General features: G+C 42.5%; 12 protein-coding genes. 1 reads left to right on the top strand and 11 read right to left on the bottom strand.

The genetic code is table 11. The features are described 5' to 3' along the window. Window positions 1–44 precede the first annotated feature (44 nt). The 3 genes from ndk to rpoB form a co-directional block, all read right to left on the bottom strand. A complete protein-coding gene (gene ndk / locus RN80_RS03190; RefSeq protein WP_060628748.1) occupies window positions 45–467 on the bottom strand; it encodes a nucleoside-diphosphate kinase in 423 nt (140 codons plus the stop codon). A 260-nt stretch (window positions 468–727) separates the two neighbouring features. After that, a complete protein-coding gene (gene rpoC, locus RN80_RS03180) occupies window positions 728–4,405 on the bottom strand; it encodes a DNA-directed RNA polymerase subunit beta' (protein WP_060627450.1) in 3,678 nt (1,225 codons plus the stop codon). Window positions 4,406–4,437: 32 nt separating this feature from the next. Beyond that, window positions 4,438–8,049: a DNA-directed RNA polymerase subunit beta gene (rpoB, locus tag RN80_RS03175; RefSeq protein WP_042751730.1), complete on the bottom strand. Its 3,612-nt coding sequence runs from the start codon at window positions 8,047–8,049 to the stop codon at window positions 4,438–4,440. 448 nt (window positions 8,050–8,497) lie between these two features. Between rpoB and RN80_RS03170 the strand changes: the two genes are divergently transcribed. Next, on the top strand, window positions 8,498–12,394 hold the full coding sequence (locus RN80_RS03170; RefSeq protein WP_060627448.1) for a pullulanase: 3,897 nt from the start codon (window positions 8,498–8,500) through the stop codon (window positions 12,392–12,394). 75 nt (window positions 12,395–12,469) lie between these two features. Here RN80_RS03170 and RN80_RS03165 read toward each other — a convergent pair whose 3' ends face one another. The 8 genes from RN80_RS03165 to RN80_RS03130 all read right to left on the bottom strand — a co-directional run bounded on the left by RN80_RS03165 (window position 12,470) and on the right by RN80_RS03130 (window position 19,076). Next, complete coding sequence (locus tag RN80_RS03165) at window positions 12,470–13,234, bottom strand: amino acid ABC transporter ATP-binding protein (protein ID WP_033686287.1); 765 nt, start codon at window positions 13,232–13,234, stop codon at window positions 12,470–12,472. A gap of 9 nt (window positions 13,235–13,243) precedes the next feature. Then, window positions 13,244–13,966 carry an amino acid ABC transporter permease gene (locus tag RN80_RS03160; protein ID WP_033686286.1) on the bottom strand — a complete coding sequence of 241 codons (723 nt, stop codon included), beginning with the start codon at window positions 13,964–13,966 and terminating at the stop codon, window positions 13,244–13,246. Between the two features lie 3 nt (window positions 13,967–13,969). Then, window positions 13,970–14,662: an amino acid ABC transporter permease gene (locus tag RN80_RS03155; RefSeq protein WP_004256697.1), complete on the bottom strand. Its 693-nt coding sequence runs from the start codon at window positions 14,660–14,662 to the stop codon at window positions 13,970–13,972. Window positions 14,663–14,695: 33 nt separating this feature from the next. Further along, window positions 14,696–15,574 carry a transporter substrate-binding domain-containing protein gene (locus RN80_RS03150; RefSeq protein ID WP_060627446.1) on the bottom strand — a complete coding sequence of 293 codons (879 nt, stop codon included), beginning with the start codon at window positions 15,572–15,574 and terminating at the stop codon, window positions 14,696–14,698. An 11-nt stretch (window positions 15,575–15,585) separates the two neighbouring features. Continuing rightward, the gene (locus tag RN80_RS03145; protein WP_060627445.1) at window positions 15,586–16,584 is read right to left on the bottom strand and encodes a uroporphyrinogen decarboxylase family protein; all 999 of its coding nucleotides are present in this window, start codon (window positions 16,582–16,584) and stop codon (window positions 15,586–15,588) included. A 2-nt stretch (window positions 16,585–16,586) separates the two neighbouring features. After that, complete coding sequence (locus RN80_RS03140) at window positions 16,587–16,790, bottom strand: hypothetical protein (protein WP_060627444.1); 204 nt, start codon at window positions 16,788–16,790, stop codon at window positions 16,587–16,589. A 12-nt stretch (window positions 16,791–16,802) separates the two neighbouring features. Beyond that, window positions 16,803–17,807: a uroporphyrinogen decarboxylase family protein gene (locus RN80_RS03135; protein WP_060627442.1), complete on the bottom strand. Its 1,005-nt coding sequence runs from the start codon at window positions 17,805–17,807 to the stop codon at window positions 16,803–16,805. Window positions 17,808–18,026: 219 nt separating this feature from the next. Continuing rightward, window positions 18,027–19,076, bottom strand: a complete 1,050-nt coding sequence (locus RN80_RS03130) for an LLM class flavin-dependent oxidoreductase (RefSeq protein WP_060627440.1) — start codon at window positions 19,074–19,076, stop codon at window positions 18,027–18,029. Window positions 19,077–19,081: the final 5 nt, after the last annotated feature.

Genomic DNA, 19,081 nt, shown 5'->3' with positions numbered 1-19,081 from the left:
ATGCAAAAAAGTTTGATGCAAGTAACCCTTACATCAAACTTTTACTACTTTCCGTCAAACCAAAGAGCAATTTCTCGCTTAGCTGACTCTTCTGAATCTGAACCATGTACAACATTTTGGATAGGTTGATTTTCACTAGCAGCTTTTGCAAAATCACCTCGAATCGTTCCTGGTAAAGCTTCTTCTGGACGAGTCGCACCCATCATAGTCCGCCAAGTTTCGATTACTTTGGGACCAGAAATGATACCTACAAGAACCGGTCCTGAAGTCATAAATTCACGAATCGGTGGGTAAAAACCTTGACCAACCAAGTCCTGATAGTGCTGGTCAATTAACTCTTCTGAAATCTTTGAACGCAACTCCAATTTTTCGATTGTCAATCCACGTTGTTCGATGCGTTTCAACACCTCACCCACTAATCCTCTTTTTACACCATCTGGTTTAATGATAAAAAATGTTTGTTCCATACTTGTCTCCTTTGTCAGCTTCTTTCTTTTATACTCTTCGAAAATCTCTTCAAACCACGTCAACGTCGCCTTGCCGTAGGTATGGTTACTGACTTCGTCAGTTCTATCCACAACCTCAAAGCAGTGCTTTGAGCAACCTGCGGCTAGTTTCCTAGTTTGCTCTTTGATTTTCATTGAGTATTATTTTACCACATTTCATGGAAAAATTGAGAAAGTTTTCAGAAAAGAGAAAGAGAACCCGAAGGCTCTCTCATTCTCTTTTATTCTACTGTTTCTTCCACAGTTTCAACGGCAGTATCCACAACTACTTCTGTTGTTTCTTCATTCCCTTCTTCCTCTACTGGAGGATTAAGGTATTCTTCTTCGTTGATAGCTTGTGGTTCAAGGTTACGGTAACGGGCCATACCAGTACCAGCTGGGATGATCTTACCGATGATAACATTTTCTTTAAGTCCAAGGAGATGGTCTTTCTTACCACGGATAGCCGCGTCAGTAAGGACACGAGTTGTTTCCTGGAAGGAAGCCGCTGACAAGAAACTATTTGTTTCAAGTGAGGCTTTGGTAATTCCCATAAGAACTGGGCGACCTGTCGCTGGAACTCCACCTGCTATAAGGACATCTTTGTTAGCATCTGTAAAGTCATTGATATCCATAAGGGTACCCATGAGAAGGTCTGTGTCACCTGGATCCATGACACGGACTTTACGGATCATTTGACGAACCATTACCTCGATGTGTTTGTCACCGATTTCTACCCCTTGGCTACGGTAAACTTTTTGTACTTCACCGAGAAGGTAAGTTTCAACTGACAAGACATCACGGACTGCAAGGAGACGTTTTGGTTGGATAGAACCTTCTGTAAGAGCAGCACCACGCGCTACTTGGTCTCCAACTTCGACACGCATACGAGCTGTAAATGGAACGACGTATTCACCTTCGCCAGTTTCACCCTTAACAAAGACTTTCTTAGTACGAGTTGATGCATCTTCTTCGATAGCAGTAACTTGTCCTTTAACCTCTGTGATAACCGCTTCCCCTTTAGGATTGCGGGCTTCAAAGATTTCTTGGACACGAGGAAGACCCTGAGTGATATCGGTATTTGAGGCAACCCCACCCGTGTGGAAGGTACGCATTGTAAGCTGTGTACCAGGTTCCCCGATAGATTGGGCAGCGATTGTACCAACTGCTTCACCAACTTCAACCGCATCACCAGTCGCCAAGTTGATACCGTAACAATGACGGCAGACACCATGACGAGTGTTACATGTAAATACAGAGCGGATAGTCACTTCTTCCACACCAGCGTTGACAATTTCACGCGCCTTGTCTTCTGTAATCAACTCATTTGGACCGATAATAACTGCACCAGTTTCTGGATGTTTAACAGTTTTCTTAGTGTAACGACCGTTGAGACGTTCTTCAAGAGACTCGATCATCTCTTTTCCTTCTGCGATAGAGCGGATCAAGAGACCACGATCTGTTCCACAGTCGTCCTCACGGATGATAACGTCTTGGGCAACGTCAACCAAACGACGAGTCAAGTAACCTGAGTCGGCTGTCTTAAGGGCCGTATCGGTCATACCTTTACGGGCACCGTGAGTTGAGAAGAACATTTCGAGTACTGACAAACCTTCACGGAAGTTTGAAAGGATTGGCAATTCCATGATACGTCCGTTCGGAGCAGCCATCAGACCACGCATACCGGCAAGCTGTGAGAAGTTTGAGATATTACCACGGGCTCCAGAGTCCATCATCATAACGATTGGGTTCTTAGGATCTTGGTTGGCAATCAAACGTTTCTCAAGTTTTTCACGGGCAGCACGCCATTCAGCTGTAACAGCATTGTAACGCTCGTCGTCTGTAATCATACCACGACGGAATTGTTTTGTGATTTGTTCTACACGTTTGTGTGATTCTTCAATGATTTCAGCCTTGTCATCAACGACTGGGATATCGGCAATACCCACTGTCAATCCTGCAAGAGTTGAGTGGTGGTAACCGAGGTTCTTCATACGGTCAAGTAGGGCAGAAGTTTCTGTCGTACGGAAACGTTTGAAGATTTCAGCGATGATATTTCCAAGGTTTTTCTTCTTGAATGGAGGGTTAAGTTCAAGATTGCTGATAGCTTCCTTGATATCTCCACCAAGTGGCAAGAAATATTTAGCTGGAACGCCTTCTGTCAAGTTGGCATTGTTTGGTTCTTGCAAGTATGGTAGACCCTCTGGCATGATGTCGTTGAAGAGGATTTTACCAACTGTTGTAAGCAAGACCTTGTGTCTTTGCTCTTCTGTCCATGGTTTGTTGAGGCTGTCTGTTGCGATACCAACACGTGAGTGGAGGTGAACATAACCATTACGGTAAGCCATAACGGCTTCGTCACGGTCTTTGAAGACCATTCCTTCACCTTCACGGCCAGCTTCTTCCATAGTCAAGTAGTAGTTACCCAAAACCATATCCTGAGATGGGGTAACAACTGGTTTACCATCTTTCGGGTTCAAGATGTGCTCAGCAGCGAGCATGAGGATACGAGCTTCTGCTTGGGCTTCTTCTGAAAGCGGTACGTGGATGGCCATTTGGTCCCCGTCAAAGTCGGCATTGTAGGCTTCACAGACAAGTGGGTGCAAGCGAAGGGCCTTACCATCAATCAAGACTGGCTCGAAGGCTTGGATACCCAAACGGTGAAGGGTCGGTGCGCGGTTAAGAAGTACTGGGTGTTCTTTGATTACTTCTTCAAGGATATCCCAGATACGCTCGTCTCCACGTTCCACCAAGCGTTTAGCCGCTTTGACGTTTTGCACGATATCACGTGCAACGATTTCTCGCATAACGAATGGTTTAAAGAGCTCAATCGCCATTTCACGTGGCACACCACATTGGTACATCTTAAGCGTTGGACCAACGGCGATAACGGAACGTCCTGAGAAGTCAACACGTTTACCGAGCAAGTTTTGACGGAAGCGTCCTTGTTTACCTTTAAGCATATGGCTCAATGATTTCAATGGACGGCTACCTGGTCCTGTGATTGGACGACCACGACGACCATTGTCAATCAAAGCGTCAACCGCTTCTTGAAGCATACGCTTCTCATTTTGAACAATAATACCTGGTGCATTCAACTCAAGCAAACGAGCCAAACGGTTGTTACGGTTGATAACACGGCGGTAAAGGTCATTCAAGTCAGATGAGGCAAAACGGCCACCATCCAACTGCAACATTGGACGAAGATCTGGTGGAATAACCGGAAGGATGTTGAGAATCATCCATTCAGGTTTGTTTCCAGACTTGTAAAAGGCATCCAAAACATCCAAACGACGGATAGCTTTGACACGTTTTTGTCCAGTAGCTGTTTTCAACTCTTCTTTGAGTTCAGCAATTTCTTTTTCAAGATCTACTTGTTTTAGAAGGTCTTGGATAGCTTCGGCACCCATCTTGGCAACGAATGATCCATAACCATACTCACGCAAGCGCTCACGGTATTCGCGCTCTGTCATGATAGACTTGTGCTCAAGTGGTGTATCCTTAGGATCAATCACCACATAAGCCGCAAAGTAGATAACTTCCTCGAGGGCACGAGGGCTCATATCAAGGGTCAAGCCCATACGGCTTGGAATCCCCTTGAAGTACCAGATGTGAGATACAGGGGCTTTCAACTCAATGTGCCCCATGCGCTCACGACGAACTTTCGTACGCGTTACTTCAACCCCACAACGGTCACAAACAATCCCTCTGTAACGAATGCGTTTGTACTTACCACAAGCACATTCCCAGTCTTTTGTAGGACCAAAGATAACTTCATCAAATAGTCCTTCACGTTCTGGTTTCAAGGTACGGTAATTGATTGTTTCAGGTTTTTTGACTTCTCCATAAGACCATGAACGGACTTTACTTGGAGAAGCTAGGGTTATTTGCATACTTTTAAAACGATTTACATCAACCACTATTTCTTCCCTTTCTATTCTAAGTGAACTGCTTATTCTTGTTCAGCAGCTTCTTCTGTTGCTTCCGCTTTTGTTGCTTTTTCAGCTTCTTCAGCTTCAAAGGCTGCTTTAGCCTCTTGTGCTGCTTTTTCGCGGGCTTTTTCAAGGTCATCTACGTGGATGACATCTTCGTCCATTCCTTCATCCAAGTCACGAAGTTCCACTTCTTGGTCATCTTCATCTAGGACACGCATGTCAAGACCAAGAGATTGCAATTCTTTGACAAGAACTCGGAAGGATTCTGGAACACCTGGTTTTGGAATTGGTTTTCCTTTTGTAATGGCTTCATAAGCTTTCAGACGTCCATTGATATCGTCAGACTTGTAAGTCAAGATTTCTTGAAGGACATTTGAGGCACCGTAGGCTTCAAGAGCCCAAACCTCCATCTCACCGAAACGTTGTCCACCAAACTGAGCTTTCCCTCCGAGTGGTTGTTGGGTAACGGTTGAGTAAGGTCCGACTGAACGCGCGTGCAATTTATCATCAACCATGTGGTGGAGTTTGATCATGTACATGACTCCGACAGAAACACGGTTATCAAATGGTTCACCAGTACGTCCATCGTAAAGGATCGTTTTGGCATCGCTATCCATACCTGCTTCTTTAACAGTTGACCAAAGGTCTTCAGAACTTGCTCCGTCAAAGACTGGTGTTGCGATGTGAATACCAAGAGTACGAGCAGCCATACCAAGGTGAAGCTCCATAACCTGACCGATATTCATACGTGATGGCACCCCAAGTGGGTTCAACATGATATCGACTGGAGTTCCATCTGGAAGGTAAGGCATGTCTTCTACAGGAACGATACGAGAGACAACCCCTTTATTTCCGTGACGTCCGGCCATCTTATCTCCGACCTTGATCTTACGTTTTTGAGCGATGTAGACGCGAACCAGCATATTAACACCTGATTGCAATTCATCTCCATTTGCACGTGTAAAGATCTTAACATCACGAACGACACCATCAGCACCGTGTGGTACACGAAGAGAAGTATCACGCACTTCACGAGATTTATCTCCGAAAATAGCGTGCAAGAGACGTTCTTCAGCTGAAAGGTCTTTCTCACCCTTAGGTGTTACTTTACCTACAAGGATATCACCTTCTTTAACCTCAGCACCGATACGGATAATACCCATTTCGTCAAGGTCTTTAAGGGCATCTTCACCAACGTTTGGAATTTCGCGAGTGATTTCTTCAGGCCCAAGCTTTGTATCGCGTGTTTCTGATTCGTATTCTTCAAGGTGAACAGATGTGTAGACATCGTCTTTCACCAAGCGTTCGCTCATGATAACGGCATCCTCGAAGTTGTAACCTTCCCAAGTCATGTAGGCAACGATTGGGTTTTGTCCAAGCGCCATTTCTCCATTTTCCATAGAAGGTCCGTCAGCAATGAAATCGCCTTTTTCAACGACATCGCCAACTTTTACGAGAGTGCGTTGGTTGTATGCAGTACCTGAGTTTGAACGACGGAATTTTTGGATGTGGTAAACGTCCAATGAACCATCTTCACGACGAACTTCTACCTTGTCAGCATCTGCATAGGTAACTTTGCCGTCATACTGAGCAATCACAGCAGCTCCTGAATCGTGGGCTGCTTGGTATTCCATACCAGTACCAACGTAAGGTGCTTTTGGATTAATCAATGGCACAGCCTGACGTTGCATGTTGGCTCCCATGAGGGCACGGTTGGAGTCATCGTTTTCCAAGAAAGGAATACATGCTGTCGCAACGGCAACTACCTGTTTTGGTGATACGTCCATGTAGTCAACAACATTAGCTGGATACTCTTGGTTGACCCCTTGGTGACGTCCCATGACAACTTTCTCAGCAAATGTTCCATCTTCATTCAGACGAGAATTAGCCTGTGCTACAGTAAATTCATCTTCTTCATCGGCTGTCAACCAAACGATTTCGTTCGTAACAACACCTGTTTCACGGTCAACCTTACGGTATGGTGTTTGAACAAAACCATACTTATTCAAGTGCCCGTAAGATGACAAGTTATTGATCAAACCGATGTTAGGTCCTTCAGGTGTCTCGATTGGACACATACGACCGTAGTGAGTGTAGTGCACGTCACGCACTTCATATCCAGCACGGTCACGTGTCAAACCACCAGGTCCTAAGGCTGATAAACGGCGTTTGTGAGACAACTCAGAAAGCGGGTTGTGTTGGTCCATGAACTGTGACAACTGTGATGAACCAAAGAATTCTTTAACCGCAGCTGTTACAGGACGGATATTGATAATTTGTTGTGGTGTCAAGACTTCGTTATCTTGAACAGACATACGTTCACGGACATTACGTTCCATACGAGAAAGTCCAAGACGTACTTGGTTAGCAAGCAATTCACCAACCGCACGGATACGACGGTTCCCAAGGTGGTCGATATCATCTACACGGCCAAGCCCTTCAGCCAAGTTGAGGAAGTAGCTCATCTCGGCAAGAATATCTGCAGGAGTGACGATACGAACCTTGTCATCTGGATTAGCATTACCAATAATAGTTACAACACGGTCTGGATCAGTTGGAGCAACAACCTTGAATTTTTGAAGAACAACTGGCTCAGTCACAACGGCTGCATCATTTGGAATGTAGACAATCTTGTTCAAGTCGCCATCCAAATGGCTTTCAATACTTTCAATCACGCTACGAGTCATGACTGTTCCAGCTTCTACCAAGATTTCGCCTGTTTCAGGGTCTACCAATGGCTCAGCAATAGTTTGGTTAAGCAAACGTGTTTTAACATTGAGTTTTTTATTGATTTTGTAACGACCGACAGCTGCCAAGTCATAACGACGTGGGTCAAAGAAACGAGCTACAAGCAAGCTACGTGAGCTTTCAGCAGTCTTAGGCTCACCTGGACGAAGGCGTTCGTAAATTTCTTTCAAGGCTTCGTCTGTACGAGAGTCCATTGGGTTCTTGTGGATATCTTTTTCAACAGTGTTGCGAACCAATTCGCTATCACCAAAGATATCAAAGATTTCATCATCACCTGAGAAACCAAGCGCACGAACCAATGTCGTAAATGGAATCTTACGAGTACGGTCGATACGAGTGTAGGCGATATCTTTTGAGTCGCTTTCAAGTTCCAACCAAGCTCCACGGTTAGGGATAACAGTTGAACCGTAGCCCACTTTACCGTTTTTATCAACTTTATCGTTAAAGTAAACACCTGGTGAGCGGACCAACTGAGATACGATGATACGTTCACCACCATTGATGATGAAAGTACCCATTTCAGTCATGATTGGGAAATCACCAAAGAAAACTTCTTGGGTTTTGATTTCGCCTGTTTCTTTATTGATCAAGCGGAAGGTTACAAAAATTGGTGCTGAGTAGCTAGCATCGTGAATACGAGCTTCTTCTAGCGTATATTTTGGTTCCTTGATTTCATATCCAACAAATTCCAACTCCATTGTGTCTGTGAAGTTTGAAATTGGCAATACATCTTCAAACACTTCCTTCAGACCATGGTCTAGGAAATCTTTGAATGAGTCAGTTTGAATTTCAATCAAATTTGGTAAGTCAAGAACTTCTTTGATTCTTGAAAAACTACGACGGGTACGATGTTTCCCGTATTGAACGTCATGTCCTGCCAAGATGATTCTCCTTTGTAAATAAGTTCCAAGCCTTGTCAATCAGGCTTTTCTAATCGTCATATGGTTTTAAAAACCCCTATCACCGTGTCCTCTTGATGAATTTTCAGAATCTTTAAGTCTTTGTTACAAGTACTCAAAATCCTGAAAAAAAGCACAAAAAGAGCAGCTAAATCTGACTTTTTCAGAAGATTTAACTGCTGTGAGCCTTGTCTGGACAATATTTCAGACAAAACCTACGACAAATGATTATTCATATTATACCCTATTTAGCTAGATTTTTCAAGGGGATTGACGATTTTTTGACAAAATCTTTTCCTATAAAAAAGATTGGCTGAATCGTAACAAAATTTGTTGCGATTTTTCTTTTAGTTTAATTTTAGGAAAACGCTTGCATCTTATTTTACTAAGTGCTATACTGATAAAGAAATTCATTTATAGGAGATTGATTATGAAAAGAACACCATCTCACACTGAGAAAAAAATGGTTTACAGCATCCGTTCTCTCAAGAATGGAACTGGTTCTGTCCTTATTGGAGCAAGCCTTGTTCTGCTTGCCATGGTTACACCAACTATCTCAGCCAACGAAAATACTACAAGCAATAAGGGAACTAGTAATGAAACTACTACTGCCCTTGCACAACCTCTTACTGATGCAACAAACATCGCTGGCAAGAACGAAAGCGATTTTTCTTCACCTGATAGTGCAAACGCTTCCCTAGAGAAAAAAGAAGAAAAACCTGAAACAGAGGCAACCACTCCTGCTGCAACCCCAGCCGATTCAGCACCACAAACCGGACAAGATCGTTCAAGTGAACCAACTACTTCTACGAGTCCAGTAACGACTGAAACTAAGACAGAAGAGCCAATCGAAGACAACTACTTCCGCATCCATGTCAAAAAACTCCCTGAAGAAAACAAGGATAGTCAAGGACTATGGACTTGGGACGATGTTGAAAAACCATCTGAAAATTGGCCTAACGGAGCCTTGTCCTTCAAGGATGCCAAAAAAGATGACTATGGCTACTACCTAGATGTCAAATTAAAGGGAGAACAAGCCAAGAAAATTAGCTTCCTCATCAATAATACAGCTGGGAAAAATCTAACCGGCGATAAATCGGTAGAAAAACTGACACCAAAGATGAATGAGGCTTGGTTGGACCAAGATCACAAGGTTTTCTCTTACGAGCCACAACCTGCAGGAACTATTCGCGTCAACTACTACCGTACAGATGGCAACTATGACAAAAAATCTCTCTGGTACTGGGGAGATGTGAAAAATCCAAGTAGTGGTGAATGGCCTAACGGAACAGACTTTACGGCTACAGGCAAATATGGTCGCTATATCGATATTCCACTCAAAGATGCAGCTAAAGACCTTGGATTTTTATTACTAGACAGAAACAAACAAGGAGACGATGTGAAAATCCGTAAAGAAGATTATAAGTTCACAGATTTAAAAAATCATAGCCAAATTTTCCTAAAAGACGATGATGAATCGATTTACACAAATCCATACTATGTCCATGATATCCGTATGACAGGAGCCCAACACGTAGGCACTTCTAGCATTGAGAGTAGTTTTTCAACACTTGTCGGTGCTAAAAAAGAGGATATCCTCAAACACTCCAACATCACTAATCACCTAGGAAATAAAGTAGCTATCACCGATGTTGCAATCGATGAAGCTGGTAAGAAAGTGACCTACAGTGGAGATTTCTCGGACACAAAACATCCATATACTGTTAGCTACAATTCCGACCAATTCACTACCAAAACAAGCTGGCGACTTAAAGATGAGACATACAGCTATGATGGCAAACTTGGAGCTGACCTAAAAGAAGAAGGAAAACAAGTTGATTTAACCCTTTGGTCACCAAGTGCTGATAAGGTTTCTGTCGTTGTCTACGACAAGAATAACCCTGAAAAAGTGGTTGGAACTGTCGCTCTTGAAAAAGGGGAAAGAGGAACTTGGAAACAAACTCTAGATAGCACAAACAAACTCGGAATCACAGATTTCACTGGATACTATTATCAATACCAAATCGAACGTCAAGGTAAAACTGTTCTTGCACTCGATCCTTACGCTAAGTCCCTCGCTGCTTGGAATAGTAACGATGCTAAGATTGACGATGCCCATAAAGTGGCTAAAGCCGCCTTTGTAGATCCAGCCAAACTCGGACCTCAAGACTTGACTTATGGTAAGATTCACAATTTCAAGACTCGTGAAGATGCCGTTATCTACGAAGCTCATGTGCGGGACTTTACTTCAGATCCTGCCATTGCAAAAGACTTAACCAAACCATTTGGTACCTTTGAAGCCTTTATTGAAAAACTAGACTATCTCAAAGACTTGGGTGTAACCCACATCCAGCTCCTTCCAGTCTTGTCTTACTACTTTGTCAACGAATTGAAAAACCATGAACGCTTGTCTGACTATGCTTCAAGCAACAGCAACTATAACTGGGGATATGATCCTCAAAACTACTTCTCCTTGACTGGTATGTATTCAAGCGATCCTAAAAATCCAGAAAAACGAATCGCAGAATTTAAAAACCTCATCAACGAGATCCACAAACGTGGTATGGGAGCTATCCTAGATGTAGTGTATAACCATACAGCCAAGGTCGATATCTTTGAAGATTTAGAGCCAAACTACTACCACTTTATGGATGCTGATGGGACACCTCGAACTAGCTTTGGTGGTGGACGTTTGGGGACAACCCACCATATGACCAAACGGCTCCTAGTTGATTCCATCAAATATCTAGTTGATACCTACAAAGTGGATGGATTCCGTTTCGATATGATGGGAGACCATGATGCCGCTTCTATCGAAGAAGCGTACAAGGCCGCACGCGCCCTCAATCCACACTTAATCATGCTTGGTGAAGGTTGGAGAACCTATGCAGGTGATGAGAACATGCCTACTAAAGCTGCTGACCAAGATTGGATGAAACATACCGATACAGTCGCTGTCTTTTCAGATGACATTCGTAACAACCTCAAGTCTGGTTATCCAAACGAAGGTCAACCTGCCTTTATCACAGGTGGCAAGCGTGATATCAACACCATCTTCAAAAATATCATTGCTCAACCAACCAACTTTGAAGCTGACAGCCCTGGAGATGTTATCCAATACATCGCAGCCCATGATAACTTAACCCTCTTTGACATCATTGCCCAGTCTATCAAAAAAGACCCAAGCAAGGCTGAGAACTATGCCGAAATCCACCGTCGTTTGCGACTTGGAAACCTCATGGTCTTGACAGCTCAAGGAACTCCGTTTATCCACTCTGGTCAGGAATACGGACGTACTAAACAATTCCGTGACCCAGCCTACAAGACTCCAGTATCGGAGGATAAGGTTCCAAACAAATCTCACTTGTTGCGTGATAAGGACGGCAATCCATTTGACTATCCTTACTTCATCCATGACTCTTACGATTCGAGTGATGCTATTAACAAGTTTGACTGGACTAAGGCTACAGATGGAAAAGCATATCCTGAAAATGTCAAGAGCCGTGACTATATGAAAGGGTTGATTGCTCTTCGTCAATCTACAGATGCCTTCCGACTTAAGAGTCTCCAAGATATCAAAGACCGTGTCCACCTCATCACTGTCCCAGGCCAAAATGGTGTGGCAAAAGAGGACGTAGTAATTGGCTACCAAATCACTGCTCCAAATGGAGACATCTACGCAGTCTTTGTCAATGCGGACGAAAAAGCTCGCGAATTTAATTTGGGAACTGCCTTTGCCCACCTCAGAAATGCTGAAGTTTTAGCAGATGAAAACCAAGCAGGGCCAGTAGGAATTGCCAACCCGAAAGGACTTGAGTGGACTGAAAAAGGCTTGAAATTAAATGCCCTTACAGCTACTGTTCTTAGAATCTCTCAAGGCGGTGCCATCGTTGCCCCAGCTGTGGAAGAAAAACCAGAATTTGACCTTTCTAGCTTAAAACAAGAACAAGGGCAAAATAATAGCCAAGGCCATATTTCAAACCCAGTAATCAAATCTGAACATCAAGAACCAGCTCCACAAACTAAACCTGATTCTGCAAAACCAGATGCAAAAGTAGCCGATGCGGAAAATAAACCTAGCCAAGCTACAACTGATTCACAAACTTCACAACCAACACAAGAAGCACAAGCATCATCTGTAAAAGAGGCGGTTCAAAACGAATCGGTAGAAAACTCTAGCAAGGAAAATAAACCTGCCCCCCTAGCTAAACAAGCTGAACTTCCAAATACAGGAACCAAAAACGATCACAAACTCCTGTTTGCAGGAATTAGTCTCCTCACCCTTCTAGGTCTCGGTTTCTTACTAAAAAACAAAAAAGAGAACTAAACTAGCCCTCCTATAGAACAATCCCCCAAGCCTTAACGCTCGGGGGATTGATTTTTGCCCTGATAAGCCTATCTATCAAATCATATATTCTACACTATAGGTCGCATCCGAAAGAATTCGTGCCAAAAATTGCTTGGTTCGTTCTTCCTGTGGGCGACTAAAGAAATCATGGGCATTATTTTCTTCAACAATTTTCCCGCCATCCATAAAAATGACATGATTGGCTACATCTCTAGCAAAACCCATCTCATGTGTCACTACTACCATAGTAACTCCTTCTTTAGCTAACTGTTTTAAAACATCTAAAACATCCCCTACCAACTCTGGATCCAAGGCTGACGTTGGCTCATCTAATAAAATGACCTCTGGTTTCACAGCGATGGCACGCGCAATGCCGATTCGTTGTTGCTGGCCTCCAGAAAGCTGAGAGGGATAGTAATCTTTATAAGCTAGTAAACCAACTTTTTCTAAGGCAGCTTCCGCACGTTTGGTTGCTTCTTCCTTAGGAATTTTCCGAGCAATAATCAAGCCCTCCAAAATATTTTCCAAGGCCGTTTTATTAGCAAATAAATTATAATGTTGAAAAACAAAGGCAGTCTTCTGGCGAATTTCTAAAATATCTTTTTTGGTCAATTTGCCAAGATCGTATTCTTTATCAGCAAGCTTCAAAGAGCCACTATCGGCTTTTTCTAAATGATTGAGACATCTGAGAAAAGTCGTTTTACCTGATCCAGATGGCCCCAATATTACAACCACATCCCCTTGGTTGACCTTGAGATTAACATCTTCTAGGACTTGTCTGTCTCCAAATTTTTTTGCAACATGTTCTACTTGTAACATTGTCTCCTCCTATGCTAAACCTGTACGGGGCACCACTTGTCCCTGTTCTCTTCGAATATAGCGTTTCTCTAAGATTGAAAAGCCCCATTGAATCAATCCGCAAATAAGAATGTACTGTAAAAAGATCACAAAATAGGATTCAAAATACTGATAACCATAAGATGCTTCAACACGGGCAATAGCTGTAATATCCTTAATGGTCATCACAAAGACCAAAGAGGTTCCTTTTACAATATTTATAACTAGATTAGCCAGATTGGGCAGGGCTGATCGCAAGGCCTGTGGAAAAATAATCCTCACATAAGCTTGACTAGTGGTTAAGCCAATCGCTTGTGCAGCTTCTAATTGTCCCTTATCCACAGTCAAAATAGCCGAACGTAAGATTTCTGATAAACTACCTGTCGTCATCAAACTATAGATAATAAAAGCATAATAGATCGGATTGAGTTTAAAGATATCAACATCACTTCCTATGCTTTTGAGAAATTGATTGAGCAAACTCGGAAACAAACTATAAAAGAAAAGAATCAGCAAAATCGGAGGTGTTGCTCTTATAAAAGCTAGATACACGAGAGAGAAAGTTCGAACACCTTTGACTTTATATATTTGTCCCAGAGCTAAAAACAAGGCTGGTAGAAAACTTAAGACCATGGCTACAATCATGATAATCAAGGTGGTCGGTACCCCTTTTAAGGTCTCTAAAAAGGTTTTTGCAATATAGTCTAAATCCATATCCTATCTCCCTTTCGTTTCCAAAGATTTTTCTAACAAGCGACTCAAGAAGGAAACAGCCAAGGCTACACCCCAATAAAGAATGGCAACCGCTGTATAGGTTTCAAGAGAGTAATTCCCCAAATTACGACTGATTAAGAGATTCCCAGCCCCCATGACATCTACAAAACCAATCGTATATGCTAGGGCAGCATCCCGCATCAAATTTAGAATAGCGGTCGTCATATTTGGAAGAGCCACTTGAAAAGCCTGAGGAAAAATGATTCTCCAAAATGTCTGACTGGGTGTCAGACCAATACTGACTCCAGCCTCCATCTGACCTTTGGGGATTGCCTGATAAGACGCCTTAAATACTTCTGCAATGATAGCCGCAAATAGCAAGACCATGGTGAATAAGACGAAGACCGTCTTAGACCAGTTGTTGATATCTAAATTCAGCCACCATTTTAAAAATTCAGGTAAACCATAAAAAACTAAAAACAGTAAGACAATGGGGGGAGTACAGCGAAGAGTGAAAATATAGCCCTTAGAAAGACCTGCAAAAGTCTTATCTTCTCCCACTTGAGCCCAAGCCAATAAGCCACCGAAAAGGGAACCAAGAATTGTAGTAAAAAAGAGAATGGACAAGGTCATAGGAAGAGCCTGCCATAAGGTGGGTAAAAATTGGAACACTCTTGAAAAATCATATGAAACCATGTAAACCTCTTTCTAACATGCCTGCTTGCTTATCTAATCTTTATCAACGTAACTAAAGACATCTTCTTTAAAGTATTTTTGAGAAAGTTTAGCTAGAGTGCCGTCTTCTTTTAATTCTTTAATAGCTTTTTCATACTCTTTAGCAAACTTCTCGCCCTTTTCATCACGGTGAATCAATGGATAGGTTGGGATTCCTTTATAAGGGAACCAGCTAAGTTTGTCCGCATATTGGTGGTAAGAACCATCCTCTGCTGTCACTGCTTTTTCAAAAGACAACTTGATGTCAAAGAAAGCATCATAACGTCCTTCTAAAACCCAAGCATAAGCATCTGCCACTTTGAAGGATTCAGCAGCTGTCAACTCAATTGATGTATCTTTATGCTTGTCATTATAGCTATTGATAACATTCCACTGGGCATTTTGAGGAGAGATGGGTACTAATTTTCCTTTGTTTTTGGCGAAATCATCAATATTCTTGTATTTGGCTTCATCTTCTTTTCTGACAGTAAAACCAATAATGCTGGCTCCTACTGGCTCAGATGGAATAATGAATTTCTTAGCCCGTTCATCTGTATACCAAGCACCTTTAGTTCCAATATCGTACTTGCCAGACTCAAGTCCAATCAAGAGATCATCATCACTAGTTCCAGTATACTCAAATTTATAATCTGCTAATTTCTCATCAACCGCCTTTAAAACAGCGACTTCATAACCATCTGATCCCCCTTTTTCGTCAATAAAATCATAAGGGACATAGTTTTGAGTATGGGCAACTTTTAAAGTTGTTACTTGTCCAGACGAAGCTGCATCTGCACCTTTAGCAGATGCTCCCGCCAAAGTTCTACCAACAATCGTTGCTCCAAGAACTGCCACAACTGCAACTCCACCAATAATCCATGTTTTCTTACTCATATTCTTCTCCTTTATTTAGCTAATGCTTCTCTCACCCACTGGATACGCTCAACTGCAATATCGCTCGGAATGGTACAATCTGCCCCAAGTATGAGGCCATCTTTACCTGTTTCTTCTATCAAGCGTTTGGTTTCAGCTTGAATTTCTTCCTTACTGCCTCGATAGAGAAGGCCATCTTTACCATTTTCAAATCCTCCCAGAACAGCACGACCCTTGAAAATCTCACGACCTTCTTTTAGGCTAATTCCTTCTGGACCAACTGCCCAGTTAAAAACATGAGCTGGATAGTCGGCAAAGATATGAATATCGTTTCGAGCTCCTTCATAGCCACAGATATGAAGGATATTTACCCCACCAACCGACTTAGCTGCATTTAAAACAGTCAGTTCACTCGGCGCAATAATCTCCTGATAGTCTTCAACAGAAACACGCGCATCCTGAATACTTTGCACACTGAGATAGATACCGTCTGCTCCTGCATCTTTAATAATAGCTTGACTCAAGCTAGCGATATCTTGCGCAATTACATCAAGTACTTTTTTCAATTTCTGAGAATCTTGAACTAAGAAATCTGCAATGAGATCATCTCCGCCAGACACTTCTCCAAGTAACCATTTGAGGTAGGTCACAGGCGCAAATATATTGTAAATGGCAACAATATCTTCCGTAAACTCCTGCTTAATCTTCTTCACTAATTCTACCTGCTCTCTAATCCACGGATGATCTTCACCCAGAGGTTCAATCTCTGCCAACTCTTGGAGTGACTTTCCTTTGGCAATAACTGGATTTGGATAAGCAAAATAGCCATCACTCATCAACTTGATAAAGTCTGGATGTAGGTCACGGATAAAACGTTTGTGACCTTGTATATTCTTTTCAATAATCACTGGATTTGAAAATCCCTTTAACCATTCCTCTTCTGATGTAAAGTGGTGCCAAAAACCTACAGGTACACGGTCAACCACTTCTCCTCTAAATGCTTTTAAAACCCATTCTCTTTTTTCTGACATCTCTATTCTCCATTTCTTTCTTTTTCGACTAATAAAACACTGGCAATATCATTGGTTTGAATAAAGGGAAGACTTCCCTTCTGAAAATCCTGAATTCCATGACATCTTGGCCCTTCCTTACAAGCAAGTCCCTTTGTAAGACTGATCGCAAGTAAGATGACAAAGCCGAGGGCCGTCCCTACCAATAGCCACTTTTTTCTTTTCATAAGGTCCTCCTATTATAAAACAGCAGCCTGACGAATCCAGTCCAATCTTTCTAATTCAAAGTCATCTGGAACTGTGCAATCCGCTCCAAGAAGAACTCCTCTACTTCCAGCCTCAGCTAACAAGCGTTTGGTTTCCTCTTGTAGTTCAGCCTTGCTACCTCCATAAAGCAGGCTCTGCTTCCCATTTTCAAAACCACCCAGGACCGCTTTACCATGAAATAGCTCCTGACCTTGAGGCAAATTGACTGCTTCATGGTGGGTTGCCCAGTTGAAAACCTGGGCCGGATAATCTTTGAAAATAGTCACATCGTTACTGGCACCTTGGAAACCGCAGATATGCAGGATATTGACCCCACCTGCCTGATTGGCAGCTTCTAAAACCTTTATGTTGCTTGGCTCAATATAGGTTTGATACAATTCTGCTGTGATGCGTTGATCCTGAATTTCTTGTGTACTGAGGTAAATCCCATCTGCTCCACCATCCTGAATGATTGCCTTGGTTAGGATAGCGATATCCTCAGCTATTACATCTAAAATCTCCCTGAATAGCTCTGGATTTTCAAGTAATAGATCAGCAACCTCCTTATCACCTCTAGAAGTTTCTGTACGAAACCACCGTTTCAGGTAGGAAATCGGAGAAAAGATATTGTAGAATGAAGCAATCTCCTCAGTGAAGGTTGCTCGAATGGCTTGTACTACTTCTACTTGTTGCTGAATCCAAGGATGATTTTCATCAATTGACTCAATAGAAGCCAACTCCTGAATACTTGTAACAGAAGGACTATAGACATTACTTGGATAAATGAAAAAACCGTCACTCATTATTTTGACAAAATCAGGATGAATTCTATCAACGTACTTCCGATGTCCCTCTACACTTTTTTGAAAGATGCGTGGATTATTTAAACCTTGTCCTTTTTCCTCCAGCGTTACAAAATGGAACCAAAAGCCAACAGGAACCCGTTCCACTTCTTCTCCTCGGATGGCTCTAAAAACTAGTTCTCTTTTACTTGTCATACTTTACTCCTCCCATTTGGATTGAAACCATCTTACCACTCCTTTTGACCTTTTCCCAATATATATTGACTATCGACTTGATTGATATTGTTTATATCAATAACGAAAAAATCTCTGGAAAGCTTGATTTTACTAGCTTTTCAGAGATTCTTTTTTGTTTATTGCTTTTTTAAAATAGTTGTTATATAGATTTTTTATCAGCCTGATTAGGATTTTTTATTAAGCCTCTTTCATGGCAAAGTATTCCCGTACTTTGGGTGCCACTTGCATTCCGAATAGTTCAATAGCTCTCAGAACCTGGTCATGGGGCATGGAACCAAGCGGTAGATGGAGCATGAAGCGGTCCAAACCTAAGTCTTCAATCATACGAATCAATTTTTCGGCCACCTGATCTGGATTGCCCACAAACATAGCACCATTTGGCCCAACTTGCTCCAAATATTGCTCATAACGCAATTCCTGCCAGTGCGGACGATCTTTAGAAATAGCATCCACCACTTGCTTGGTCGGATGGAAATAATATTTCACCGCCTGCTTGCCATCCTCAGCAATCCATCCCCAAGAATGAGCTCCAACCTTTAGTTCCTGACTGGCATAGCCCGCTTCGCTCCCAATCTCACGATAAGCCTGAATCAACTTTTTAAAATAACGCGGATTGCCACCAATAATAGCATAAACAATCGGTAGACCAGCCTGAGCAATCTTCACAGTTGATTCGACATGACCACCTGTCGCTATCCACAAGGGCAATTTGTCCTGAACTGGACGAGGATAAACTTCTTTGCCAGAGATTGTTTGGGTCAATCGACCTTGCCAATCTAGTTTTGTCTTTTCATTGACTAATTGAAGCAAGTCTAATTTCTCATCAAAAAGAGCTTCGTAGTCTTTCAAATCATAGCCAAACAAGGGAAAAGATTCCGTGAAAGAACCCCTTCCGGCCATAATCTCCGCACGTCCATTTGACAAAGCATCAATAGTGGCATACTGTTGGAACAAACGAATCGGATCCATGCTCGAGAGAATGCTGACTGCACTGGTCAAACGGATTTTCTTGGTATTGACTGCCCCAGCTGCCAGAACAATCTCTGGAGCAGATATCGCAAAATCCGCTCGATGGTGCTCACCAATCCCATACACATCCAAACCAACCTTGTCAGCCAGTTCAATCTCTGCCAGCAACTGGCGAATGCGTTCGGCATGACTGTAAGTCTGTCCAGTCCCTTCAAGCTCCGTTGTTTCCCCAAATGTTGAAATTCCCAATTCTACCACAGTAA

Source organism: Streptococcus mitis (assembly GCF_001281025.1).
Taxonomy (GTDB): Bacteria; Bacillota; Bacilli; order Lactobacillales; family Streptococcaceae; genus Streptococcus; species Streptococcus mitis_AK.
Note: the sequence above shows the minus strand (reverse complement) of the source record. Positions and strands in the feature narration are given on the sequence as shown.

Coding starts and splice junctions, on each gene's coding strand:
- ndk (WP_060628748.1), bottom strand. CDS start 467: ATGGAACAAACATTTTTTATCATTAAACCAGATGGTGTAAAAAGAGGA.
- RN80_RS03170 (WP_060627448.1), top strand. CDS start 8,498: ATGAAAAGAACACCATCTCACACTGAGAAAAAAATGGTTTACAGCATC.
- RN80_RS03165 (WP_033686287.1), bottom strand. CDS start 13,234: ATGTTACAAGTAGAACATGTTGCAAAAAAATTTGGAGACAGACAAGTC.
- RN80_RS03160 (WP_033686286.1), bottom strand. CDS start 13,966: ATGGATTTAGACTATATTGCAAAAACCTTTTTAGAGACCTTAAAAGGG.
- RN80_RS03155 (WP_004256697.1), bottom strand. CDS start 14,662: ATGGTTTCATATGATTTTTCAAGAGTGTTCCAATTTTTACCCACCTTA.
- RN80_RS03150 (WP_060627446.1), bottom strand. CDS start 15,574: ATGAGTAAGAAAACATGGATTATTGGTGGAGTTGCAGTTGTGGCAGTT.
- RN80_RS03145 (WP_060627445.1), bottom strand. CDS start 16,584: ATGTCAGAAAAAAGAGAATGGGTTTTAAAAGCATTTAGAGGAGAAGTG.
- RN80_RS03140 (WP_060627444.1), bottom strand. CDS start 16,790: ATGAAAAGAAAAAAGTGGCTATTGGTAGGGACGGCCCTCGGCTTTGTC.
- RN80_RS03135 (WP_060627442.1), bottom strand. CDS start 17,807: ATGACAAGTAAAAGAGAACTAGTTTTTAGAGCCATCCGAGGAGAAGAA.